General features: G+C 69.1%; 19 protein-coding genes. 8 read left to right on the top strand and 11 right to left on the bottom strand.

The window, feature by feature from the left end:
* Positions 1-33: 33 nt before the first annotated feature.
* Together FKV24_RS09975 and mtgA are read right to left on the bottom strand one after the other, a co-directional pair.
* A complete protein-coding gene (locus tag FKV24_RS09975; RefSeq protein ID WP_141482269.1) occupies positions 34-1,071 on the bottom strand; it encodes a glycosyltransferase family 2 protein in 1,038 nt (345 codons plus the stop codon).
* A gap of 74 nt (positions 1,072-1,145) precedes the next feature.
* Positions 1,146-1,862 (bottom strand): monofunctional biosynthetic peptidoglycan transglycosylase, encoded by a 717-nt coding sequence (mtgA, locus tag FKV24_RS09970; protein WP_141482268.1) that lies wholly within the window; start codon positions 1,860-1,862, stop codon positions 1,146-1,148.
* A 143-nt stretch (positions 1,863-2,005) separates the two neighbouring features.
* Between mtgA and hslO the strand changes: the two genes are divergently transcribed.
* From hslO to FKV24_RS09950, 4 genes are all read left to right on the top strand, one after another.
* Positions 2,006-2,914: an Hsp33 family molecular chaperone HslO gene (gene hslO / locus FKV24_RS09965; RefSeq protein ID WP_141482267.1), complete on the top strand. Its 909-nt coding sequence runs from the start codon at positions 2,006-2,008 to the stop codon at positions 2,912-2,914.
* Positions 2,915-3,106: 192 nt separating this feature from the next.
* Entirely contained in the window at positions 3,107-3,940 is an 834-nt protein-coding gene (locus FKV24_RS09960) for an XOO1806 family protein (protein WP_190238664.1), read from the top strand.
* Between the two features lie 216 nt (positions 3,941-4,156).
* Positions 4,157-7,036, top strand: coding sequence for a TonB-dependent receptor (locus tag FKV24_RS09955; RefSeq protein WP_141482266.1), 2,880 nt, complete (start codon positions 4,157-4,159; stop codon positions 7,034-7,036).
* A gap of 101 nt (positions 7,037-7,137) precedes the next feature.
* Positions 7,138-7,797 carry a putative 2OG-Fe(II) oxygenase gene (locus tag FKV24_RS09950; RefSeq protein WP_141482265.1) on the top strand — a complete coding sequence of 220 codons (660 nt, stop codon included), beginning with the start codon at positions 7,138-7,140 and terminating at the stop codon, positions 7,795-7,797.
* 29 nt (positions 7,798-7,826) lie between these two features.
* On the opposite strand, the gene FKV24_RS09945 is transcribed toward FKV24_RS09950, so the two are convergent.
* The 3 genes from FKV24_RS09945 to FKV24_RS09935 all read right to left on the bottom strand — a co-directional run bounded on the left by FKV24_RS09945 (position 7,827) and on the right by FKV24_RS09935 (position 12,068).
* The gene (locus FKV24_RS09945; protein WP_141482264.1) at positions 7,827-9,452 is read right to left on the bottom strand and encodes a sulfotransferase family protein; all 1,626 of its coding nucleotides are present in this window, start codon (positions 9,450-9,452) and stop codon (positions 7,827-7,829) included.
* Positions 9,453-9,531: 79 nt separating this feature from the next.
* Entirely contained in the window at positions 9,532-11,337 is a 1,806-nt protein-coding gene (locus tag FKV24_RS09940) for a phosphoenolpyruvate carboxykinase (GTP) (RefSeq protein ID WP_249040983.1), read from the bottom strand.
* Positions 11,338-11,465: 128 nt separating this feature from the next.
* Entirely contained in the window at positions 11,466-12,068 is a 603-nt protein-coding gene (locus FKV24_RS09935; RefSeq protein ID WP_111267300.1) for a TetR/AcrR family transcriptional regulator, read from the bottom strand.
* Between the two features lie 313 nt (positions 12,069-12,381).
* On the opposite strand from FKV24_RS09935, the gene FKV24_RS09930 reads away from it, so the two are divergent.
* Together FKV24_RS09930 and FKV24_RS09925 are read left to right on the top strand one after the other, a co-directional pair.
* Positions 12,382-14,856 (top strand): acyl-CoA dehydrogenase, encoded by a 2,475-nt coding sequence (locus FKV24_RS09930; protein WP_141482263.1) that lies wholly within the window; start codon positions 12,382-12,384, stop codon positions 14,854-14,856.
* A gap of 66 nt (positions 14,857-14,922) precedes the next feature.
* Positions 14,923-15,414 carry a hotdog fold domain-containing protein gene (locus FKV24_RS09925; RefSeq protein ID WP_141482262.1) on the top strand — a complete coding sequence of 164 codons (492 nt, stop codon included), beginning with the start codon at positions 14,923-14,925 and terminating at the stop codon, positions 15,412-15,414.
* A 15-nt stretch (positions 15,415-15,429) separates the two neighbouring features.
* On the opposite strand, the gene FKV24_RS09920 is transcribed toward FKV24_RS09925, so the two are convergent.
* The 3 genes from FKV24_RS09920 to FKV24_RS09910 all read right to left on the bottom strand — a co-directional run bounded on the left by FKV24_RS09920 (position 15,430) and on the right by FKV24_RS09910 (position 18,590).
* Positions 15,430-15,945, bottom strand: coding sequence for a DUF922 domain-containing protein (locus FKV24_RS09920; protein ID WP_170288270.1), 516 nt, complete (start codon positions 15,943-15,945; stop codon positions 15,430-15,432).
* 65 nt (positions 15,946-16,010) lie between these two features.
* Positions 16,011-17,225 carry an NAD-dependent epimerase/dehydratase family protein gene (locus FKV24_RS09915; RefSeq protein WP_141482260.1) on the bottom strand — a complete coding sequence of 405 codons (1,215 nt, stop codon included), beginning with the start codon at positions 17,223-17,225 and terminating at the stop codon, positions 16,011-16,013.
* A gap of 75 nt (positions 17,226-17,300) precedes the next feature.
* On the bottom strand, positions 17,301-18,590 hold the full coding sequence (locus FKV24_RS09910; protein ID WP_425481614.1) for an NTP/NDP exchange transporter: 1,290 nt from the start codon (positions 18,588-18,590) through the stop codon (positions 17,301-17,303).
* Between the two features lie 293 nt (positions 18,591-18,883).
* Here FKV24_RS09910 and FKV24_RS09905 point away from each other — a divergent pair, with 293 nt between their 5' ends.
* Entirely contained in the window at positions 18,884-20,527 is a 1,644-nt protein-coding gene (locus FKV24_RS09905; RefSeq protein WP_141482273.1) for a GMC family oxidoreductase, read from the top strand.
* A gap of 119 nt (positions 20,528-20,646) precedes the next feature.
* Here the strand turns inward: FKV24_RS09905 and FKV24_RS09900 are convergent, their stop codons facing one another.
* Together FKV24_RS09900 and FKV24_RS09895 are read right to left on the bottom strand one after the other, a co-directional pair.
* Entirely contained in the window at positions 20,647-22,533 is a 1,887-nt protein-coding gene (locus FKV24_RS09900) for a M48 family metallopeptidase (RefSeq protein WP_141482258.1), read from the bottom strand.
* Positions 22,534-22,674: 141 nt separating this feature from the next.
* Entirely contained in the window at positions 22,675-23,265 is a 591-nt protein-coding gene (locus FKV24_RS09895; RefSeq protein ID WP_190238665.1) for a LemA family protein, read from the bottom strand.
* A gap of 90 nt (positions 23,266-23,355) precedes the next feature.
* On the opposite strand from FKV24_RS09895, the gene FKV24_RS09890 reads away from it, so the two are divergent.
* Positions 23,356-24,657: a serine hydrolase domain-containing protein gene (locus FKV24_RS09890; protein WP_141482257.1), complete on the top strand. Its 1,302-nt coding sequence runs from the start codon at positions 23,356-23,358 to the stop codon at positions 24,655-24,657.
* A 171-nt stretch (positions 24,658-24,828) separates the two neighbouring features.
* On the opposite strand, the gene FKV24_RS09885 is transcribed toward FKV24_RS09890, so the two are convergent.
* The coding region (locus FKV24_RS09885) for a hypothetical protein (protein WP_211371839.1) at positions 24,829-25,125 on the bottom strand (297 nt) is incomplete at its 5' end.

Raw genomic sequence — 25,125 nt, 5'->3', positions numbered from 1 at the left:
TACGCAACGCCCGCGGGACCGGGCGCGGTCCGCTCAGTCGATACCGACGCGATCCGCCACGACCGGCGCGACCACGGCATCCGCGGCCCCGCTCGCCGGCCGCCAGGACTCGACCAGGTACAGCGGCCGCTGTTTGACCTCCTCGTACAACCGGCCGAGGTATTCGCCGATCAGGCCAAGCGCGATCAGTTGCACGCCGCCGAGGAACAGGATCACCGCCATCATCGTCGGCCAGCCGGCCACCGGATCGCTCCACACCAGCGCCTTGACGATGATCAAGACGCCGTAGGCGAACGCCACCGCCGCCGTCAGCAGGCCCAGATAGGTCGCCAGCCGCAACGGCGCGGTCGAGAAGCTGGTGATGCCCTCCAGCGCGAAGTTCCACAGCCGCCACAGGTTGAACTTGCTGCGGCCGGCCACGCGCGCGTCGCGCTGGTAGGGCACCGAGACCCGGTTGAAACCGACCCAGCCGAACAACCCCTTCATGAAGCGATGGCGCTCGCGCAGCTGCCGCAGCGCCGCCAGCGCGCGCGGCGACAACAGCCGGAAGTCGCCGGTATCGCGCGGGATCGGGGTCTTCGACAGCCGCCCGATCACCCGATAGAAGGCGTGCGCGGTCGCCCGCTTGATCCAGCCTTCGCCATCGCGCTCGATGCGGGTGCCGTGGACGTCGTCGAAGCCCTCGCGCCATTTGGCGACGAACTGCGGTATCAGCTCCGGCGGGTCCTGCCCGTCGGCGTCGAGGATCAGCGCGGCACCGGTCTCGATCCGGTCCAGGCCCGCGGTCAGCGCCGCTTCCTTGCCGAAATTGCGCGACAGTCGCAGCAGCGCCACCCGCGGATCGCCGGCCGCCAACGCCTGCAGCACCTCCCAGGTGCCGTCGCGGCTGCCGTCGTCGACGTACAGCACGCGACCGCCGACGCCGTCGGCGGCCAGCGCGTCGAGCACGGCCGCCACCCGCGGATGCAGCAGCGGCAGGCTGTCGGCCTCGTTGAAGGCGGCCACCACCACGGTCAGCAGGTCGCGGGGCGCGTTGCCGGGGGGGCCGTCGGGGGATGAGTCCGGGTTCATCCGGTCATGGTAGCGGTTCGCCCCGCTCGGCCGGCACCCGTCCGCCGACCCTGTGGCCCCGGCCGGGGCCGGCGTCAGTCCTCGAGCCCGTCCAGATAGGCGGTGCCGCCGAGATTGCGCATCTGGCGCTGGATCGCGTGGGTGCGTCGCTGCACGTAGGGCCCGGGCCGGGCCGCGCTGTAGCGACGCGGGCTGGGCAGCACCGCCGCCAGTCGTGCCGCCTGGGCCGGCCCCAGCTGCGAGGCGTCGACGCCGAAATAGGTCCTGGCCGCGGCCTGCGCTCCGTACACGCCGTCGCCGAACTCGGCCACGTTCACGTAGACCTCGATGATCCGGTGCTTGGGCCACATCGTCTCGATCAGCACCGTGTACCAGGCCTCGATGCCCTTGCGCAGCCAGCTGCGGCTGCTCCACAGGAACAGGTTCTTCGCGGTCTGCTGGCTGATCGTGCTGCCGCCGCGCACCCGGCCGCCGCGCTCGTTGCTCTGGATCGCCTTTTCGATCGCCTTCAGGTCGAACCCGCGGTGCTGGAGAAAGCGCTGGTCCTCGGAGGCGATCACCGCCAGCGGCAACTGCGCCGACACCTGGTCCAGGTCGCGCCAGTCGTAGGCGATGCGGAACGTCCCGTCGCCCGCGCCCCAGGCCTCGAACTGGCGGGCCATCATGAATGCCGAGAACGGCGGGTCGACGAAGCGCAACAGGCCCACCTGCAACACGCTGGCCAGCAGCGCCAACAACGGCAGGGCCAGCACCCAGCGCAGCAGGCGGCGCAACCGGCGCCGGGGCCGCATGCCCGTCGCGCGCTCTTGTGACCGCCTCACCCCGCCCTCATTCTCATGCGACACCACGTTGCGATCCGCCCGATGCCCGCATTATCCGCATCGGGCGCCGGGTCGCACACCCGCCCCGTTCCGACTTTTCCGACTCCCGACCGATGAGCCCATCCGACGACAACGGCCACGACCAGCTCACCCGCTTCCTGATCGGCCGCGCCGGCGTGCGCGGCGTGCACGTCCGCCTCGACGCCAGCTGGCGGCAGATCCGTGGACATGGCGACTATCCGGAGGCCGCCGCCGAGCTGCTCGGCGAAGCCTGCACCGCCGCGGCGCTGTTCACCGGCCACACCAAGGTCGACGGCCGGCTCTCGATCCAGTTGCGCAGCAGCGGCACGCTGCGCACCCTGTTCGCCGAGTGCACGGCGGCCGGCACCCTGCGCGGGATCGCGCGCCTGGAGGACGGCGCCACCCCGTCGCGGGACCTGCGCCAGCTCGGCGACGACACCCTGCTCGCGATCACGATCGAGAATCCCGCCGTCGGCAGCCGCGAGCCGGTGCGCTACCAGGGCATGGTCGCGCTCGACGCCGACAACCTCGCCGATGCCTTCGAAGGCTATTTCGTCCAGTCCGAGCAGCTGCCCACGCGCCTGTTGCTGGCCGCCGGCGAACGCCATGCGGCCGGACTGATGCTGCAGAAGCTTCCCGGCGACGAAGGCGACGAGGACGGCTGGCACCGCGTCGGCGCGCTGTTCGACACCCTCGGCAGCGACGAACTGCTGGCGCTGCCCGCCGGCGAACTGCTGAACCGGCTGTTCCACGAGGATGGCGTCGAGCAGGTCGCCGGCAAGCCGCTGACATTCGCCTGCTCCTGCTCCGAGGACCGGGTCGCCGCGATGCTGGTCTCGCTGGGCGAGGAAGAAGCCCGCGCCGCCGCCGACGCGGCCGATGGCCAGGCCCATGTCCGTTGTGAGTTCTGTGGGCGGGAATACCGGTTCGACCAGGCCAGGATCGGGGAACTGTTCAAGGCCCATGCGGTCGAACTGGAAGGCCCCTCAAGGCCGCAATGAGACGAAATTCCCGATGACTGACTGAATGGGTCGATTTGTGACCGTCGCCGACCAAAGGCGGCCCGCGACGATTGTTAAATGAACATTAAAGACCTATAGTCAAGCCCTCTGGAAAGGGGAACTGACCGGCCATCGCGCCGGTCGAAGTAAGGACCAATGCGCACGCGACTGCTCCAATTGCCGCTGACCCTGCTGCTCGCCCTGGGCACGGCGACGGCTGCGCATGCACAGAGCACCGCGCCCGCGGCGGCCCCGTCCGATTCCACCGTGCTGCCGGTCTGGAACAACGCCAGCGGCAAGCTCGAGGCGGTGCTGCTGCTGGAGCCCACCGGCACCCAGCTGGCCGGCACCCGCTGGCGCTTTGGCGCCAACAACACCCTGGATACCAGCTTCGGGCTGTCTTCCGGCAATACCCTCGGCCTGGTCTGCAACCGCAAGACCGGTCTCGCCTCGGCGATCGGCAATCTCGCCAACCACTGCCTGCTGGCGGCCCTGGACCAGGACAACCGCGGCGGCAGCCGCGAGGTCAATGCCGGGGTTTCGGTCGGCAACGATGCCGGCCGCGTCGGCGTGCTGGTCGGCGAAGGCCGCGACACCCTGCCCGGGTGGATGAGCCCGAACGGCCGCAACAGCCGCTTCGACCAGAACACGCTGACCCTGTACGGCGAGAAGAACATCGGCCGCGAGGCGACCGTCTCCATCGGCGGCACCTGGGCGCGCGCGCGCCTGATTCCGGCCGCCGACCTGCCGGCCGGCTTCAGCGAGCGCTGGAACACCACCAGCCTGACCCTGGGCGCCGAGGTCGGCAATTTCGGCGCCAACATCGTCGGCCGCGTGGTCGACGTGCCCGGCCAGCCCGGCCACTGGGAGGGCCTGGGCGTGGGCATCACCTGGCGCACCCCCTGGAGCGGCCAGCTCAGCGTCGGCGCCGAGAATGTCGTCACCCGCGGCAAGAATCCGTTCGCTCCGGATGCCGGCGACAAGGAAGGAACCGTGCCCTATGTCCGCTATGAACAGGACCTCTAGGCGCCATCTTCACGCGTTCCGAACGACTTTTTCGATCTAAACAGCTGATTCAAAAAGAGAAAGCCGCCCCAAACAGGGCGGCTTTTTTTGTTCGTTAACGACACTTTAATTTTTTGGCGAAGGGGGCTACTATCGGCCGACCTTGCCGGTTTTGGCGTCTTTCTTGACTTCACCGGCAGGTTCCCATGGGAAACCAAGACTGACTTGGAGAGAGAGATGACCCTTAAGACCACCCAGCTCCGCGACGCGATTACCTTCGCGCTCGCCGTGGGCGCCACTGCCGCCGCCGGAACGGGCGTTGCCTTCGCCCAGGAAGGCGACCAGGAAGCCACCACCCTCGACCGCATCGAGGTGACCGGTTCGCGAATCAAGCGCACCGACATCGAGACCTCGCAGCCGATCTTCTCGCTGTCGCGCGAGGACATCGCAGCCCAGGGTCTGACCTCGGTCGGCGATGTGATCCAGAACATCAGCGCCAACGGTTCGACCCTCAACACCACCATGAACAACGGTGGTAACGGCGAAACCCGCGTCAGCCTGCGCAACCTCGGCTCCAACCGCACCCTGGTGCTGGTCAATGGCCGTCGCTGGGTGGGCGGTACCGGCCTCGGCGGCGCGGTCGACCTGAACACCATCCCGACCGCCGCGGTCGAGCGCATCGAAGTCCTGAAGGACGGCGCGTCCTCGATCTACGGCTCCGACGCCATCGCCGGCGTGGTCAACGTGATCCTGCGCCAGAACTTCGACGGCGCCGAAGCCAACGCCTACCTCGGCCAGTTCGACAAGGGCGACGGCGAGACCCAGGCCTACGACTTCACCATCGGCAGCGTCGGCGACCGCTGGTCGGCCATGCTGGGTGTCGGTTACGTCAAGCAGGAGCCGGTCTGGGCCGGCGACCGCGAGATCTCGGCGGTGCCGGTGTTCGGCTCCAGCCCGGGCTTCGGCGGCAGCTCGACCACCCCGGATGGCCGTTACTGCATCCTCGACATGACCACCTTCGCATGCGCGCAGCCCGATGGCAGCTATGGCCTGTGGAAGGTCGATCCGAGCAGCCCGAACGGCTACACGCCGTGGGCCGGCACCTCGGACAACTTCAACTTCGCGCCGCTGAACTACCTGCTGACCCCGCAGGAGCGCATCTCGGTCTTCGCCAACGGCTCGCTGGACATCAGCGACAACCTGCGCTTCAAGACCACGGTCACCTACAACCAGCGCAAGTCCGAGCAGCTGCTGGCCGCCATGCCGGTGGTCGTCGGCTTCCCGGGTGCGCCGCAGGCGGCCGACATCGTCATCAGCCAGGACAGCATCTACAACCCGTACGGCCAGGACATCAACTGGATCCAGCGTCGCGCGGTCGAGACCGGCGGTCGTTCGTTCAAGCAGAACATCGACACCTTCGCCTTCAACGGCGCGTTCGAAGGCACCTTCGATATCGCCGACAAGCCGTACGACTGGGAAGCGGGCATGTTCTACGGTGAGAACCGTGCGAACAACTCCACCAACGGCCTGCTGACCTACACCGCCATCCGCAACGCGCTTGGCCCGTCGATGATCGACGGCAGCGGCAACCCGATCTGCGTCACCACCCCGGGCGACGCGTCGACCGTGATCAATGGCTGCGTGCCGGCCAACTTCCTGGGCGGCGCCGGTTCGCTGACCCCGGAAATGCTGCAGTACCTCACCTTCGAGGCGCACGATCAGTTCCAGTACAAGCAGAAGAGCTACTACGCCAGCATCGGCGGCGACCTGTTCGACCTGCCGGGCGGCCCGCTGGCCTTCTCGTTCGGCCTGGAGCACCGCGAAGAGTCGGGCTTCGACCGTCCGGACGCGCTGATCAACGCCGGCGACACCACCGGCAACTCGCGTACCGCCACCCAGGGCAGCTACAAGCTCGACGAGGCCTACCTCGAGCTGGCGATCCCGGTGCTGAGCGACGTCCCGGGCGCGCGCCTGCTGGACTTCAGCATCGCCACCCGCTACTCGGACTACAGCAACTTCGGCGACACCCTGAACAGCAAGTTCGGTTTCCGCTGGAAGCCGATCGACGACCTGCTGATCCGCGGCAACTACGCCGAGGGCTTCCGCGCGCCGTCGATCAGCGAGCTGTTCACCGGTGTGGGCGACAGCTTCCCGAACATCGACGATCCGTGTAACTCGGCCAACTTCGGTGGTCTGAGCCCCGCTGCCCAGGCCCGTTGTACCGCCGCGGGCGTGCCGGCCGGTGGCTATGGCCAGATCAACACCCAGATCCGCATCAGCGTCGGCGGCAATCCGAACCTGCTGCCGGAGAAGGCGGAGAACTACACCTTCGGCTTCGTCTACAACCCGAGCTGGCTGGAAGGCTTCGACATCTCGCTGGACTGGTGGAAGATCGAGCTGAGCGACACCATCAGCGGCTTCTCGGGCCAGCAGATCCTCAACGACTGCTACCGTGAGGGCAATGCCCAGGCCTGCAGCCTGGTCACCCGTGGTGGCGGCGGCTTCATCACCGACCTGCTGTCGGCCGGCCTGAACATCGGCAGCGTCGATGTCGAAGGCTACGACATGACCGTCGGCTACCGCCTGCCGGAAACCGCGTGGGGCAAGTTCTCGTTCGTCTGGGACACCACCTACATGGCCAGCTTCGAGCAGGATCTTGACGGCGACGGCGTGGTGACGGACGACCCGCTGGTCGGCGAGGGCGGCAACCAGGTCGGCGAGTACACCGATCGCAACAACAACTGGCGCATCCGCTCCAACCTGGCGGCACGCTGGGAGATGGGCGATTGGGGTGCGACCTGGAACGCACGCTACTACTCCGGTCAGGACGAGCTGTGCACCGGCGTCGTTTCCGCGTCGCAGATCCCGATCATCTGCTCGGATCCGACCCGTCGCACGGCGCTTGGCCCGCGCGCGGAGAACCACATCCCGAGCGTGACCTACCACGATCTGAGCGCTTACTGGAGCGCTCCGTGGAACGCGAAGATCGCGATCGGCGTGAACAACGTCTTCGACAAGGATCCGCCGTTCTCGGCGACCACGTTCGCGAACAGCTTCGATCCGCAGTACGAAATCCCGGGTCGCTTCTTCTACATGCGCTACACCCAGAAGTTCTGATCGACCCGATCCTGCGTTACCTTGCTACGGCCCCGAAAGGGGCCGTAGTTCTGTCTGACGTCGTCATCGGCGCTCCTGCGCCGCCGTCCGGAGCCCGCGCCATGACCCTTGAGATCAGCCCGATGTTCGCCGTGCCGATGGCCCAGGACACGCATCCGGATGCGGAGCGGCTCAACGCCCAGATCAAATCGCTGTTGCTGGCGCGCGAGGCCGAGGGCGAGCGCTATGCCAACCCGAACCCGTCGCTGCGGCAGCATCCGGGCGTGTTCGAGAGCGACTTCAACCTGTTCGCCTGGCCCGACCCGTGCATCCAGCAACTGCGGCTGTTCTGCTGGACCGCGCTCGGCCGTCTGGTCCAGGACCTCAACCAGTACAGCGCCGAGCAGATGCAGCAGGTGCAGATCTTCTCGCACACCTGGTTCCACGTGACCCGCCACGGCGGCTTCACGATCATGCATACCCATCCGATGGCCTCGTGGTCCGGGGTCTACTGCGTCGATCCGGGCGAAACCCCCGAGGACCGGCCCGAATCGGGCATCCTGCGTTTCCACAGCCCGCACCACTACAGCTCCTACTTCACCGACGCCGGCAACTCGCGGCTGCGGCCGCCCTACCATCACGGCACCTGGAGCATCCGCTTCAAGGCCGGGCAGCTGGTCCTGTTCCCGTCCTGGGTGCAGCACGAAGTGCTGCCGTTCTACGGCCGCGACGAACGGATCACGATCGCGTTCAACTGCTGGTTCGGGATGAAGAACGGCTGAGGCCGCGACAGCGCGTCAATCGCCGCCGTTCAGGCGACCGGCGAGTCCGGCCCAGCCAGCGCCCCCAGGCCCTCGATCAACGGTCCCAGATGCTCGCGATACGCGCGCCAGGCGCCGCCGCGGTTGCGCTGGATGCCCTGGCGCACGCTGCCGATGCTGGCGGTGGCGGTGTGCCCGCCCTCGCGGCCCACGTCGAGCATTCCCGGCTCGAAGTCGAGTCCGCAGAACGCCATCAGCCGCGCCGCCTGCTCCGCCGGCGCGTCGGCGAAGGCCTGGTAATCGACATCGAGGATGCGCCCGGGATGGCGCTGGTGCCAGTGCGCCATCAGCGCGCGGTAGCGCCGGTAGTAGTCGGCCAGATCGGACTGGTCGCAGGCATACGGCGCGTCGTGACCGAAGTAGGTGCGCAGATTGGAGAAGCAGGTGTCGAGCGGGTCGCGGCACATGTGCACGATCCGCGCGTCCGGCAGCGCCTGCAGGATGAAGCCGATATTGAGGAAGTTCGACGGCAGCTTCTCGGTGAACACGCCGCGGTCGCCGGCACGCCAGCGCGCATGCGCGCGGAATGACCGCCCCGCCTCGCCCAGGTCGCGCCCGGCCAGTCGCTCGACCAGTTCCACGTCCAACAGCGCCGGCCGATTGCAGTCGGCGACCTCGCGCAGAGTGGCCGGGAACACATAGCTCTCGCCTCCGTCGGCGACCTGCGGGTGCCCGCCGAGCACGCGTTCGACCACGCTGGTGCCGGAACGGTACATGCCGACGATGAAGATCAGTCGCGGCGTGCCGTCGTCGCCGACCGGCGCGGTGGGACCGGCGGCCGCGGGCAGCGCGGTCAACGCCTCGAACAGGCGCGCGCTACGGTCGCGGTCGTAGGGTTCCAGCGCGCGCTTGACCGCACAGCCGCGCTCCAGCGCGCGCCATGCGCCCTCGATGTCCTTCGCCGCATGCAACAGATTGTGCAGGCCGTGTTGCAGATAGGCCTCGTCCTCGCTGCCCGGACGGACCCGGCCCAGCGCCGCGCGGATCCCATCGATATCGGCGTCCAGCGTCTCCGGCCGTGGCTGCAGGGTCAGCAGCCAGCGCGCATGCGGCAGTTCGGTGCGCGAACGGGCAATCGCTCCCCGCAGCGCGGTCTGTGCGGCCTCGTGGCGTCCCGCCGTCATGTCCAGGGTGCCGCGCAGGGCATCGATCTGCGGCGCGGCGGGCGCGATCGCCGCGGCCCGTGCCAGCACCGCCTCGACCTCGTCGTACAGACCGACCGGACCCAGCTCGGCCGCCAGTTGCAGCAGCAGCGAGGCGTCGTCGCATGCCGACACCTCCAACTGTCCGACCAGTGACTGGATCAGCGCATGCGCCTCGAAACGGCGCAGCAGGCGCACCAGGTGCAGGCCGACCTCGAACGAGCGCGGCCGCTGCCTGGCCGATTCCCGCGCCAGCGCCGCGGCCCGCCGGTAGCGGCCAGCAGTGAGCAGGAACCAGGCCGCCTGCACCCGCGCCGGCAGGAACTCCGGTTGCGCCGCGGCGATCGCCAGCATCGCCTCGGCCGCCGCGACCATGTCGCCGCGACGGGCCAGCGCGGCCGCCGCCTGCCAGCCTGGAGCGTGCTCCGGACGCAGACCGTAGCCGTTGACGTCGATGGGCGCGGCCGCCGTCATGGCGCGTCGCCGGGAACGGCCGCCGTCATCGCCCGACGGACCGGATGTCCGCCCCGCCCCGGCGCGCCGCCCCCCGCATTCAGTCGGCCAGCAGGCCGGCGATACGCTGCTGCTCGTCCCTCAACGCCTGCGGCATGCGCGGACCGTAGCCATCCAGGTACTCGCCGATGCTGTCGAACTCGGCCTTCCAGCCGGTCCGCTCGAAGCCGAACAGCTTGGCCTTCGCTTCCTCGGACAGGGTGACCCCGTCGAGGTTGAGCGCGTCGGCGGTCGGCAGATGGCCGATCGGCGTCTCGACGCCGCCGGCCTCGCCCTTGACGCGGCCGATCATCCACTCCAGCACCCGCAGGTTGTCGCCGAAGCCCGGCCACAGGAACTTGCCGTCGTCGCCCTTGCGGAACCAGTTGACGTGGAAGACCTTCGGCAGCTTCGCGCCGGTCTTGTCGAACGACAGCCAGTGGCCGAAGTAGTCGGCGAAGTTGTAGCCGCAGAACGGCTTCATCGCCATCGGGTCGCGGCGCATCACCCCGACCGCGCCAGTGGCGGCGGCGGTGGTTTCCGAGCCCATCGCGGCGCCGACCAGCACACCGTGGGTCCAGTCGCGGGCCTCGAACACCAGCGGCACCAGCGAGGCGCGGCGCCCGCCGAACACGATCGCACTGATCGGCACGCCCTGCGGGTCCTCGGCCATCGGCGACCAGCTCGGGCACTGCTTCGCGCTGACGGTGAAACGCGCGTTCGGATGCGCGGCCGGTCCCTGGTCCGGATCGTAGGCGTTGCCGCGCCAGTCGGTGGCCGGCTGCTGGCCGTTGTCCAGGCCCTCCCACCACGGCTGCTCGTCGGCGGTCAGGCCGACATTGGTGAAGATGGTGTTCTTTCGGATGGTGTCCAGCGCGTTCGGGTTGGACTTCGCCGAGGTGCCCGGCGCGACGCCGAAGTAGCCGGCTTCCGGATTGATCGCGTAGAGACGGCCGTCGGCACCCGGGCGCATCCAGCAGATGTCGTCGCCGACCGTCCACACCTTCCAGCCGTCGCGGCGGTAGCCTTCCGGCGGGATCAGCATCGCCAGGTTGGTCTTGCCGCAGGCCGACGGAAACGCGGCGGCGACGTAATGGGTCTCGCCCTGCGGATTCTCGATGCCGACGATCAGCATGTGCTCGGCCAGCCAACCCTCGTTGCGGGCCTGGAAGGAGGCGATGCGCAGCGCATGGCACTTCTTGCCCAGCAGCGCGTTGCCGCCGTAGCCGGAACCGTACGACTTGATCGTCAGCTCCTCGGGGAAGTGCATGATGAAGCGACGCTCGGGGTCGAGTTCGCCGATCGAGTGCAGTCCCTTGACGAACGCCCCCTCGCGCTCGATGCGGGCCAGCGCATCGGCGCCCATCCGGGTCATCAGCCGCATGTTGGCGACCACGTAGGGACTGTCGGTGATCTCCACGCCGCAACGCGACAGCGGCGAGTCGATCGGGCCCATGCAGTACGGGATCACGTACAGGGTGCGGCCGCGCATGCAACCGTCGAACAGCGCATCGACCTTGGCGTGCGCCTCGTCCGGGGCCATCCAGTGATTGTTCGGACCGGCATCGGCCTGCTCGCGGGTGCAGACGAAGGTCAGGTGCTCGACGCGGGCGACGTCGTCGGGATGCGAGCGGTGCAGCCAGCTACCGGGGTTGGTCTCCGCGTTCAGCGGCAGCAGGGTGCCGTCGGCCTGCATCTGCGCGATCAGCGCCTCGCTCTCCTCGTCGCTGCCGTCGCACCAGTGGATCGCATCGGGGCGGGTCAGCGCGGCGACCTCGGCCACCCATTGGTTCAGCGCGGCCAGCGAGCTGCCTTCAGCGGACGGGTGGATGGCGGATTTCGACGCGTCAGAGGAAAGGGCATTCACGGCATTGCTCCGGGACGTACATCTGGGTGAGACGGATTGGAAAAGGCGATGCGGCCGGCCTGGACGGTCACGCGGACGAACGGCGACGATGCGCGGGGCGATCGGGCCGCGGAAACCGGTCGCAACAATCAGGCCGAGGGAATCAACGTGTCCATCATGTGTTCGACGTAGGCCTCGAACTCCTCGTGCTGCATCCGGGTCTGGTGCAGCTGCAGGTTCAGCTGCAGGAATCCGACATAGGCGGCGTACAGCAGTTGCGCGCGGTATCGCGCATCGGTGCGACTGAGCCCGACCTGGCGGAACGACGCGGTCAGGTACTCCAGGCGACGGTCGGACACACGGCCGATCACCGGCTGCACGGCCGGGTGGTCCAGCGCCTTGAGCAGCTCGGAATAGACGATGTGCGATTTGACCTCGTGCGCGACCACGCTGAACAGCGCGCGCAGGCGCTGGCGCGGGTCGGGGATCGGCTCGAGCTGGCCGAACACTTCTTCCTGTTCGAACTTCTCCCAGCGCTCCAGCGCCGCGACCAGCAGCGCATCGCGCGAGGGGAAATGCCAGTAGAAGCTGCCCTTGGTCACGCCGAGGCGGCGCGCGAGCGGCTCGACCGCGACCGCGGCCACGCCCTGCTCGGCGATCAGGTCGAGCGCGGCCTGGGCCCAGTCGTCGGCGCTCAGGCGCCCACTCCGCTCGGGCTTCGATGGGACGGGATCGATCCGGGTGGCGGTCATGGTGACAAGTGTAACCATACGGATGGGTGGGGGACAGTATGCGGACAAGCGGCGCTGGTTGACAGGCGCGTTGACAGGCGCCTTGACAGGCGCCGGAGACGCAAACCATACTCAAGCGTATGTTAACACCGCGCGACTCCAGCGTCCGCATCCGGCATGCCTGGCCTGATGCAGCCGGCGTCGTTCCTGCCAGGTCACCGTACCTTCGCAGCGAAACCGGCAGGATGGCCGGAAACGGCCTTCCGGCCGTCCCGACAGGAAGCGCGCGGTCCGTCCTTCCGTCGTTGTCGCACACGTTTTCCGGAGTGTCGCCATGAGCATCGCGATCCCCTTCCTTGTCCTGCTGGTCGTCAGTCTGGCAGCGGCCTATCACCGGCTGCGGCTGGCGGTATGGGTCGCGATCGGCGCGACCGCCCTGGTCGCCGCCTGGCTGCTGGGCGCCAGCACGGTCGCCAGCATCGTCGCCGGCGCGCTGCTGGCATTGGCCGCGATCCCGCTGCTGCTTCCGGCGATCCGCCTGCCGCTGATCACCGCGCCGTTGCTGAAGTTCTACACCAGGATCCTGCCGCCGCTGTCGGAGACCGAGCGGGTCGCGCTGGAGGCCGGCACGGTCGGCTTCGAGGGCGAACTGTTCTCCGGCAAGCCCGACTGGAACGCGCTGCTGAGCCAGCCCAAGCCGACCCTGCGCGAGGACGAGCAGGCCTTCCTCGACGGCCCGGTCGAGGAACTGTGCGCGATGGTCAACGACTGGGAGATCACCCACGTCCGCGCCGACCTGCCGCCGGAACTGTGGGACTTCATCAAGAAGAACAAGTTCTTCGGCATGATCGTGCCGAAGGAATACGGCGGCCTGGGCTTCACCGCGCTGGCCAACCACAAGGTGATCCAGAAGCTGGCCGCGGTGTCCAGCGTGGTCAGCTCGACGGTGGGCGTGCCCAACTCGCTGGGCCCGGCCGAGCTGCTGATGCACTACGGCACCCAGGAGCAGAAGGACTATTACCTGCCGCGCCTGGCCGACGGCCGCGAGGTGCCCTGCTTCGGCCTGACCGGCCCCTGGGCCGGCTCGGACGCGACCTCGATCCCCGACTACGGCATCGTCTGCATGGGCGACTGGAACGGCGCCCGCGTGGTCGGCGTGAAACTGACCTTCGACAAGCGCTACATCACCCTGGCGCCGGTCGCCAGCCTGATCGGTCTGGCCTTCCGCATGTACGACCCGGACGGCCTGATCGGCGACAAGCGCGACATCGGCATCACCCTGGCGCTGGTGCCGCGCGACACCGACGGGGTCGAGATCGGCCGCCGCCACTTCCCGCTGAACTCGCCGTTCCAGAACGGCCCGATCCACGGCAAGGAGGTCTTCATCCCGCTGAGCCAGCTGATCGGTGGCGAGGCCTATGCCGGCAAGGGCTGGCAGATGCTGGTGGAATGCCTGTCGATCGGCCGCTCGATCACCCTGCCCTCGACCGCCAGCGGCGGCGCCAAGATGGCGGCGGTGGTGACCGGCGCCTACGCCCGCATCCGCAAGCAGTTCGGCCTGTCGATCGGCCGCTTCGAGGGCGTCGAGGAGGCGCTGGCGCGGATCGCCGGCAACGCCTACGCCGCCAGCGCCTTGTCGGAGGCCTCGGCGGCGGCGGTCGCGCGCGGCGAGCTGCCGGCGGTGCCGTCGACGATCTCCAAATACCACTGCACCGAGATGGGCCGCGAGGCGGCCAAGGATGCGATGGACATCCACGGCGGCAAGGGCATCATCCTCGGACCGAAGAACTACCTCGGCCGCGGCTGGCAGGCCTCGCCGATCGCGATCACCGTGGAAGGCGCGAACATCATGACCCGCTCGCTGATGATCTTCGGCCAGGGCGCGATCCTCTGCCACCCGTGGGTGCTGAAGGAAATGAAGGCCGCGACCCTGCCCGATCCGGGCGAGCGCCTGCGCGAGTTCGACCGCAACCTGTTCGGCCACATCGGCTTCGCGATCTCCAACGCGGTGCGCAGCTGGTGGTTCGGCCTGACCGGCGCACGCATCGGCAGCGCCCCGGGCGATACCTACACCCGCCGCTACTACCGCAAGCTCAACCGCTACTCGGCGGCGCTGGCGCTGATGGCCGACACCTCGATGCTGCTGCTGGGCGGCAAGCTGAAGTTCAAGGAATCGCTGTCCGGCCGCCTCGGCGACGTGCTCAGCCACCTGTACATCGCCAGCGCGATGCTCAAGCGCTACGAGGACGAGGGCCGCCCGGCGTCCGACCAGCCGCTGCTGGCCTGGTCGTTCCACAACAGCGTGCACAAGATGGAGATCGCGCTGTCGTCGGCGCTGCGCAACTTCCCGATCCGTCCGGTCGGCTGGCTGCTGTGGATGCTGGTGTTCCCGTGGGGCCGCCGCGCGCAGGCGCCGAGCGACCGCCTCGGCCACAAGACCGCGGCCCTGCTGATGTCGCCCAACGATGCCCGCGACCGCCTTGCCCGCGGCATCTTCCTGACCCCCTGCGCGAACAACCCGGCCGGTCGCATCGCCAGCTACCTGCCGCAGGTGGTGCTGGCCGAACCGGTCGAGCGCAAGTTCCTGAAGGCACTGAAGAACAGCGACATCGAGGCGCTGGACTTCGCCGCCCAGCTCGACGAGGGGGTCCGCGAAGGCTGGATCACCGCCGAGGAGCGCAAGCAGCTCGAGGCCCTGCGCGAGATGACCATCGACGCGATCTCGGTCGACGACTTCGAGGCCTGGGAGCTGCGCTCGGCGGGCTACTACAGCGACCGCATCGAAGCCGCCCGGCGCGACGCCGCCTGACGGCGAACGACGGGACCAGGAAGACGGCGGGGCAACCCGCCGTCTTCGCATCCGCGGGAGACATGCATGAGCGATACCGGATACGTCGCGCCGCTGCTGGCCACCTGGCGCCGCATGACCCGCTGGCCCGCGGGGCGCTGGCTGTTCTCGCGCGCGGTCTGCCTCAAGGCACCCTACTTCTCGACGATCGCCCCGCGGTTCCAGGTGCTGGAGCCCGGACGCTGCGAGGTGCGGATGCGCGACCGCCGCGCGGTCCACAACCACATCGGCACCGTCCACGCGATCGCACTGTGCAACCTGGCCGAGCTGGCCGGCGGGGTGATGCTCGATGCCAGCCTGCCGCGCGGCATGCGCTGGATCCCCAAGGGCATGAGCGTCGCCTACCTGGCGAAGGCGCGCGGCCGCATGCACGCGGTGGCGACGCCGGAGCGTCCGATCGAAGCCGCCGACGCCGGCTACGAACTGCCGGTCGTGGTCGAGGTCGGCAACGACGCCGGCGAGGCGGTGTTCAGCGCCCGGATCACGATGTGGGTGTCGCCGAAGCCGGCGAGGGCATAGCCGGCGGCCGCCGGGTCAGGGCAGGATGCCGTGGCGGGTGCGGCGGTCGAACTCGCGGTCGCGGCGCCTGAAGTCGGCGATGATCTCGCGCGCGGCGCGATCGATGTCCCTGCGCGACCCATTGCAGGGCAGCCGTTGCGGCAGCGCCTGGAACATGCGCTCGATCTCCGCCGCAGCCTGCTCGCCGTGGCCCGCGTGCACCGCCTCGTGCACGTTCAGGTCGGCCAGGAACCGGTCCCATTGCGATACCAGCATGGAACCGGCACCGACGCGCCCGCGCCATTCCGGCAAGGTGATCGTGATGTCCACCGCCACATCCCAGTAGGCGATCCGGCACTGCCCATCCCCGAGTGGCCAACTCTGCCACGACCAGGTGACCTGCCATTCCGTATAGCCGCTGTAGCGTCGCCCGCTGACCGGATCCACCGGCCCTTTCGCACGCATCTGCGCCACCCAGGCGGCGCGCGACTGGCCGTCGATCGGATAATGGCCGACTCGCCGTTCCACCCGTGGCGAGGCCTGCGCCGCCATGGCGGCAGCGAGCGCGGCCGCGGCGATCGCAAGCGCGACCGCCGATGTCCGCGCCGGCGCGCGCGCTATCCAGTCCGTTCCCGATGCCATGCCGCAAGCACCTCCCGCTCCCGCGCGGCATCGAGTCCGGCACGCGGCTTGGCGCGCCGCTCGGCGGGCTGCTCGCGCCACCAGGCGAGGGTGTCGCGCACGGTGTCCTCGAGCGGGCGATAGCCAAGCCCGGCTGCCTGCGCGCGTGCGCTGGAGGTATGCCCGAACCCGGCGTACTCGCCTTCGGCCGGGATCCAGGCCGGCATGTCGCGCCAGGGCTGGACCTCGTGCCGTTCGAGGAAATCGGCCGGCACCCAGGTCAGCGTCGAGCTGGCCCCGGGCGGCTGCGGACACGGCGTGGTGATGCAGTTCATCACGTTCATCCGCCGCGCGACCTGCTGGCAGGTCTCCAGCAGCCGGCCCATCGTCAGCGCACCGGCCGGAGCGTCGGCGTTGAAGGTGCCGACCGTGCGCTGCTCCAGCAGGTGCAGGAGGAATGCGGCCAGGTCGCGCACGTCGATGAACTGGGTCGGCCCGTCGGGGCGGCCGGGGGCGAGAATCTCGCCGCCGCGGTCGGCCCGCGCCGGCCAGTAGGTGAAACGGTCGGTGGTATCGCCCGGACCGACGATCAGGCCCGGACGCACGATCGTGGTCCGCCCCGGCATCTCAGCCTCGGCCGCGCGCTCGCACAGGGCCTTGAGCCCGCCGTAGGTTTCGCCGTTGACCTCGGTGACGGTCGGGTCCGGCAGCTCGATCAGGGCGCCGTCCTCGTCCATGCCGGGCAGGTCGTTGCGCGCATACACCGACACCGTCGACACCACCAGATACTGGCCGGTCCGCGGCGCAAGCAGCCGCGTGGAACGGGTCACATCGGCGGGGACATAGGCCGAGGTGTCGAGCACCACGTCCCAGCGCTGGCCGGCGTCGAGCGCCGACAGATCGCTCTTGCGATCGCCGTGGAGCTGCTCGACGTCGGCGTACTCCGCCCCGCTGAAGCGTTCGGGGTTGGTCTTGCCGCGGTTGAACAGGGTCAGCCGGTGACCGCGGGCCCGTGCCGCCTCGACGAAATGCGGACCGAGAAAGCCGGTACCGCCCATCACCAGGATACGCAGGCCGCCACCGGCGTCTTCGCGCGGCGCCGCCTCGGCCTCGGCGGCCGCTCCGCGCATCATCGCGCCGCAACCCGGCAGGGCCATCGCCATCGCGGCGCCCAACCCTCCCAGCAACACTTCACGTCTTCCGACCGACATCGCCCACCTCCCTGCCATGTACCGTTTCCGTCCCAGACTGTGACCGCATGGGCGGGCGCGGCCATCGGCCATTGGTCATCCGGCGTCGCGGTCGCCGCTGCCTCCGGCGTCGGCCAGCCCGTCCTCGGGCAGGCCGCGCTGCGCGCGGACCACCCGCCACGCCGCCATCGCCAGGCCGGCGGCCACGCCGATGCCGGCCACGAACACCACCCGGCTGCCGAACACGGCCAGCGCCTTGTGCACCCAGACGAAGGTCAGGTCGGCACCCCGATAGACCACGGTATCGATCACCGCCTTGGCCTTGTAGCGCGACTCTCGGTCGACCCGGGTATAGAGGGTCTCGCGACCGGGCTTGCCCAGCGAGAACTCGCCGGCGCGGGTCGCGACCTGGGTCACCGCCACCAGCAGCGGCAGCGGCGACATCGCCAGCAGGGCGTAGCCGGCGAGGATCGCAAAGGCCGGAATCAGCAGCGCCGGGGCCACCCCGTAGCGCCGCAACAGCCAGCGTGTCAGCAGCAGCTGGATCAGCAGGGTCAGCGCGTTCACCGAGCCGTCGATCAGCGAATAGTAGCGGGTCGCATCGCGCGGATCCGGATAGAACGCCTTCACGATCGCCGCCTGCTCGTTGTACAGCAGGGTGCCGACACCGACACCGAAGAACAGCAGCAGCGCCAGTGCGCGCAACAGTGGACGCGACCAGACCAGGCGCAGGCCGGCGATGATCGATCCGCCCATCGCGCGCTCGCCACTGGCGTCGTGATGCATACGCTCGCGCCGGATCGCCCACGGTCGCAGCCTCAGGATGCACAGCAGGCACAGGGCCAGGAAGCCGGCCGACACCAGCAGCAGGTTGGCCACGCCCAGCCGGCCGACCAGGGCGGTGGTCAGCGCGGGTCCCGCCAGCGCGCCGAGGGTGCCGCCGGCGCCGATGTAGCCGTAGAAGCGCTTGGCATGGTCGTTGTCGAACACATCGGCCATGAAGCTCCAGAACACGGTGACCGCGAACATGTTGAACACCGCGACCCAGATGAAGAACAGGCCGCCACGACCGGGCACCGTGTGATGGAAGATCCAGTAGAAGCCCAGCAGGCAGGCGATGAAGAACAGATAGACCACCGGCAGGAACACCCGCCGCGGGAAGTGCGCCACCAGGGCGCCGTAGATCGGCTGCAGCAGCACCATGACCACGAAGGTGCCGGTGAACAGGGTCTGCAGGGTGTAGTCCTGCAGGTCGATGCCATGGCCGGCCGCCCAGGCCAGCAGGGCGGGCGGGAACACCGCCATCGCGTCGCCGGAAGCGCCCATCGCATCGCGCATCGGCCGCAGCACGTAGTAGCCGCACAGCAGGCTGAAGAAATACAGCATCGCCCACCACAGCGGCGGCGACTCCGCCAGCTCCGCGCGGAAACGGCGCCAGCCCTTCGCCGCGTCATTGCGTGTGCGATGCCCTGACGGGACGGCTTCGGTCATCGGGTGCCTGCTGACATGGATGGGGCGGACCGCACGGGCGGCGGGCCGATGCTATCAGCCTCGCGTGTCCGGTATCGACGCCGCCGCCCCGGAATGCGCACCGTCGTCGGCATTCCAATACGCCCCGCCACGAGCATTTGCTCTAATCGGCCTGCTTACGGTCGAAGGGTCATTCCGTGGGTCCGCCTGTGTACGACTACATCATCATCGGTGCCGGTTCGGCCGGCTGCGTACTCGCCAACCGGTTGTCGGAGGACCCGGACGTGCGCGTGCTGCTGCTGGAAGCCGGACCGCGCGACCGCCATCCCTTCATCCACATGCCGGCCGGCATCGCCAAGCTGGTCGGGATCAAGCGCCTGAACTGGGATTACTACACCGCGCCGGAACCGCAGCTCGACGGTCGCACGCTGTGGTGGCCACGCGGCAAGGTCCTGGGCGGTTCCAGCTCGATCAATGCGATGTGCTACACCCGCGGCGTCCCCGGCGACTACGACGAGTGGGCGGCGCTCGGCGCCGACGGCTGGCACTGGGACAACGTGCTGCCCTACTTCCGCCGCGCCGAACACAACCAGCGCGGCGGCGACGCCCTGCACGGCGACGCCGGCCCGCTGCACGTGTCCGAGCTGCGCCACAGCAATCCGCTCTCGCATGCCTTCATCGAGGCCGGAACGCAGGCCGGCTACCCGCGCAACGACGACTTCAGCGGCCCGACCCAGGAAGGCTTCGGCCTCTACCAGGTCACCCAGAAGCAAGGCGCCCGCTGCTCCAGCGCGGTCGCCTATCTGGATCCGGCGAGGCCGCGCGACAACCTGGAGATCGTGACCGGCGCGATGGTGTCCCGGATCACCTTCGAGCCCGGCCGCGGCGGCACGCCGCGCGCCAACGGAGTGACCTACAACGTCGGCGGCCGCGCCTTCCACCAACCCTGCTCGGGCGAGGTGCTGCTGTGCGGCGGCGCGCTGAACTCGCCGCAGACGCTGATGCTGTCGGGCATCGGTCCGGCCGCGCAGCTGCGCCGGCATGGCATCGAGGTGCTCGTCGACGCAGCGCAGGTCGGCGAGAATCTGCAGGACCACCTCGACATCTGCACCCTGCGACAGTGCACGCAGCCGATCACCTACGATCGCGTCAGCGACCTGCGCATCGCCTTCGACTACTACCTGCGTGGCCACAGCGGCGTCGGCAGCAGCAATGTCGCCGAGGCCGGCGCCTTCGTCCGTTCGCCGCTGGCGCCGGATGCGCGCGCCGATGTCCAGCTTCACTTCGTCCCCGCCCTGCTCGACGATCACGGCCGCAACCGCCTGCCCGGCGACGGTTTCACCGTGCACGCCTGCTTCCTGCGCCCGCGCAGCCGCGGACGCCTGAGCCTGGTCAGCGACCGTGCCGCCGACAAGGTGCGAATCGAGGCGAACTATCTCGGCGACGCCGACGGCTTCGACATGCGGATGATGGTCGAATGCGCGCGACTGTCGCGCGACGTGCTCGCCCAGCCCTCGTTCGACCGCTACCGCGGCGCCCCGATCTTCCCGGACCGCGACGACCTCGACGACGCCGGCCTTGCGGCCTTCGTCCGTGCCAAGGCCGAGAGCATCTATCACCCGATCGGCACCTGCCGGATGGGCCGCGACGCCGACGCGGTGGTCGACCCGGATCTGCGCGTGCGCGGCGTCGACGGCCTGCGGGTGATCGACGCTTCGGTGATGCCGCGCCTGCCCGGCGGCAACACCAACGCGCCGACGATCATGATCGCCGAGCGCGCCGCCGACCTGATCGCCGGACGCAAACGCAACGAAGTCCGTGATCCGCGCGTCGACGCCGTGGGAGCGGTGTAGGCCGGGATGTTCCCGCACCCCTGCCGCGCGATTCGTTCCCTGGCGTAGGAGCGGCGTGAGCCGCGACAAGGCCTTCGCCGGAAGGCCCCGTCCCTATGGGAAGTGCGGCGCCCCTGGCTTCAATGCTGGCCGAGCATCGGCGGCAGCGGACAGTGCAACACGCCGCAGATGGTCCGCAGCAGCTCCGCCTCGGCGACGCTGACCCGGCCATCGTGGCCGATCGCGTCGGTGATCGCCTCGATCAGCACCTGCTTGGCCAACGGGTCCAGGGCATCGAGCGGCTCCCATACCTCGTCCAGCGCGACCACGCCGGAAGCCGGCGGCGCATACGGCAGGTGATCGCGCGGCAGCACCCGGTTCAGCCCGGCGAGGTAGGCGCGTTTCGCGGCCGCCTCGTCGGCGTGGCCGGCCTGCGCGACCACCGCGAGCAGGGTCGCGAACTCGTGGCGCACGCCGGTCGCCTTGCGCCGCCCCATCCGCAGATAGCGCGATGGGTCCAGCGACTCGCGCACCTGCACCGCGAGCAGGCGCGCCAGGCAGTACTCGAACAGGCTGACCTGGCCGTCGGCATAGACCATCGCATTGGCCGCATCCAGGAACCCATCCAGCTCGGGCCGCGGGCGCAGCCGCAGTACCGGGAACGCCATCGCCGCCAACGGCAGTCTCAGCATCGGATGCAGGTCGTGCAGCACGGTCTGGCGAAGGTGACGGGCCTGCTCGGCGATCACCCGGCCGAGCCGCGTCGAGATCTCCTCGACCTGCTTTCCGGCGATCTCCGGGCGGGTGTCCATCAACAGGCCCAGCAGCAGCGGGACCACCCGGTCGCGCTGGCGCGCGATCTCGCGCAAGGCCTCCGGCATCGCCGCGACGATCGCATCGGCACGCAGATAGTCGTCGGCACCCGGATGAGCGACCTGATCGACCACCTCCCGCGGCGCGATCCGCTGCTCGCCGCCGGCCCCCGGCAGCGGCGGCGGTCCCGCCGGCGCCAGGCCCATCTGCACGTCCTCCTCCAGCCCGTTGGGCGGCGCCGCCACCCAGCGCTGCGACAAGGCTTCCAGCTGTTCCGGACGAAAGTCCGGTTCCAGCGCCTGGATCCGCTCGACCAGCGACGGGTGGGTCGCGAACCAGCCGCTCAGGCCGACGCCGTCGCCGAACAGCATGTGGCTGACCTCCTCCGCCTCGCCGCGCGCGGCCAGCCGCGAACCGTCGTGCAGGCCGCCGATCTTCTTCAGCGCGCCGGCCAGGCCCGTGGTCTGGCGGGTGAACTGGACGGCCGAGGCGTCGGCCAGACGCTCGCGGCTGCGACTGACCCCGGCCTTGATCATCCTGCCGAAGAACAGGCCGATGCCACCGATCGCCATCGCCACCAGCGCCGCAGCGATCACCGCCACGGCACCGCGGCGTCCGGCATAGTGTCCGTGGGTGAGCACCTTGCGACCGATCAACGAGATCATCATGATCCCGAACAGCACGCCGATCAGGCGGATGTTCAGACGCATGTCGCCGTTGAGGATGTGGCTGAACTCATGCGCGATCACGCCCTGGAGTTCGTCGCGATTGAGCCGCTCCAGGGCGCCTCGGGTCACCGCGATCACCGCGTCGGACGTGGTGTAGCCGGCCGCGAACGCGTTGATCGCCGCTTCGTGCTCGAGCACGTAGATCTTCGGCACCGGCACGCCGGACGCGATCGCGATCTCCTCGACCACGTTGCGCAGGCGCCGCAGGTTCAGATCCTGGGTATCTTCCGGCACCGGCACGCCACCCAATTGCTGCGCGACCGGCTCGCCACCGCCGCCGAGGCTGGCGATCCGGAACAGCGAACCGAGGCCGATCACCGCCAGGGTCGCCACCGACGCGAGCAGGATCGGCCCCGGGTCCGGGCCGGCGACCACGGCGACCGCCAGGTCGACGGCGAGCACGATGCCGAGCACGGCCAGGCCGAACAGCACGATCAGGCGGAACGAATGGCGGCGCGCCGCCGCCTGGTGTTCAAAGAAATTCACTCGAAGAAATTCACTCGAAGAAGTTCACTCGAAGAAATTCATGGGTGAAGGCCGCCGGGCCGAGAACCGGGAGCGGGGGCTTCGGCCCGGGGCGCGGCCGTTCCGCCCCCGGCCGCGCGCTTCGTGCGCTCGGTCCTGCGATCAGAACTGCACCTTCGGCGCCTCGCGCACCTCCGCGCGGTCCGCCGGGATGTCGAGCAACGCGGCCGGAGCGAAATTGAACATCCCCGCGACCACGCTCGACGGGAACACCTCGCGCTTGTTGTTGTAGGCCATCACGCTGTCGTTGTAGGCCTGACGCGCGAACGCGACCTTGTTCTCGGTGCTGGTCAGCTCCTCGGTCAGCTGCATCATGTTCTGGCTGGCCTTGAGCTCGGGATAGGCTTCCACGGTGACCAGCAGCCGGCTGAGCGCGCCGTCGAGCGCGCCCTGGGTACGCGCCAGCTCGGCCATCGCGGCCGGATCGCCCGGTGCCGCCTTGGCCGCGGCCAGGCCCGATTGCGCGGCGTTGCGGGCCGCGGTCACCGCTTCCAGGGTTCCGCGCTCATGGGCCAGGTAGGCCTTGGCGGTCTCCACCAGGTTCGGAATCAGGTCGAAGCGGCGCTGCAACTGGACATCGATCTGGGCGAACGCGTTCTTGTAGGCGTTGCGGGCCATCACCAGCCCGTTGTAGATGCCCACCGCCCACAGCGCGAACAGGACCACCAGGCCCAGCACTATCAATAAACCCAGCATGATCGTGTCTCCCCTTGGTGCTTGAACCCCCGCATGGGGTCGGCGCTAGAATCGAATGCGACCCAGCATACGCAGGCGCTGCGCACGATGAAAGACAAGGCGACCATCCGGTCCCGCACTCCCGGGCGTTTGGCGGCACTGGCCGTCCTGCTGCCCCTCGCCCTCGGCTCCACCGCCCAGACACCCCCGCCCCTGGATCCGGGCCGACCCGCCGCCGGCAACACCGTCTCGACGACCACCGCCACGCCGCTTCCACCCGGCTTCGATGTCGCCCGCTTCGAGGCGATGGCCCAGCACCTGGCCGCCGACAACCGCGTGCCCGCCCTTGCGGTGGCGATCGTCCACGACGGCAGGGTGCTCAGCGCGCGCGGCTACGGCGTCACCGACATGCAGAACGCGGCGCCGGTCGACGGCCACACCGTGTTCAGGCTGGCATCGCTGTCGAAGGGTTTCGCCTCGACGATGGCCGGGCTGCTGATCAACGACGGCACCCTGCGCTGGGACAGCAAGGTCAACCAGTACCTGCCCGACTTCCAGCTCAAGGACGCCAACGCGACCGGGCAGGTGACCGTGGCCGATCTGCTCAGCCATCGTCTCGGCCTGCCGTACAACACCTACGACCGCGACCTGGAACGCTACGTCGACTACCGGACCCTGGCGCGACGGCTGTCCGATGCCCCGCTCAAGTGCGAGCCCGGCACCTGCTACGCATACCAGAACGTCGCCTTCAGCCTGATCGGCGATGTCGTGTTCGCCGCGACCGGCAAGTTCTACAGCCAGGAGGTACAGCGACGCCTGTTCAAGCCGCTGGGCATGAACGACGCCAGCCTCGGCCTGGAAGGCATCGAGGGCAGTCCGAGCTGGGCGCGTCCGCACGTGCGTACCCGTGGCGGCTGGGTTTCGGTTTCGCCGAAGCCGACCTACTACCAGCTCCCGCCCGCCGCCGGCGTCAACGCCAGCGCCAGCGACATGGCGCAGTGGCTGATCGCCCAGACCGGACACCGGCCGGACGTGATCTCGGCGCCGCTGCTGGCGACCCTGCACGAGCCGTTGGTCGACACCCCCGGCGAGATGCGCAGCTCATGGCGCCGGGAACGCCTGTCGTCTGCGGGCTATGCGCTGGGCTGGCGCGTGTACGACTATGCCGGGCAGCGGATGATCTACCACGGCGGCGCGGTGCAGGGATACCGCGGCATGATCGCGCTGTTGCCGCAGCGCGATCTGGGCGTGGTGGTGATGTGGAACTCGGAAAGCGGCCTGCCCTCGGGACTGATGCCGACCATCATCGACAGCGCGCTGGGGCTGCCACCGCACCGCTGGCTCGACATCGACATCGACGAGACCGCGTACTCGGGCAAGGGCGACGCTCACGCGGCGACAACGCACTGAGCCCCTGGCGCGATCGCGCGCCATCCCAGTTCGCGACGACGCCTCTCGGCATGGCGTAAAGGTCGTCGCGTGACCGCAAACGCCTTGCGCACGCTCCAATGAAAAAACTCTCTCCCCGCCTGGGCTGCGGGGAGAGAGTCGGATGACAGCGTACTGCGGTATCGGGACTGCTTAGATCATCGGCGCCGGGGTGGCCGGCATGGCGGCCGGTGCCGCCTTCTTGGCGGCGCGCTTGGCGGTCTTGCGTGCCGGCTTCTTGGCGCTCTTCTTGGTGGCCTTCTTGGCGGCCTTCTTGACCGTCTTCTTGGCGGCCTTCTTCACCGTCTTCTTGGCCGCCTTCTTCGCGGTCTTCTTGGTGGCGGCCTTGCGGGCCGTCTTCTTGGCGGCCTTCTTCACCGTCTTCTTGGCCGCCTTCTTCGCGGTCTTCTTGGCGGCGGCCTTGCGCACGGTCTTCTTGGCGGCCTTCTT

The sequence above is a fragment of the Marilutibacter maris genome (assembly GCF_006546735.2).
In the GTDB taxonomy this organism is placed as follows: domain Bacteria; phylum Pseudomonadota; class Gammaproteobacteria; order Xanthomonadales; family Xanthomonadaceae; genus Marilutibacter; species Marilutibacter maris.
Note: the sequence above shows the minus strand (reverse complement) of the source record. Positions and strands in the feature narration are given on the sequence as shown.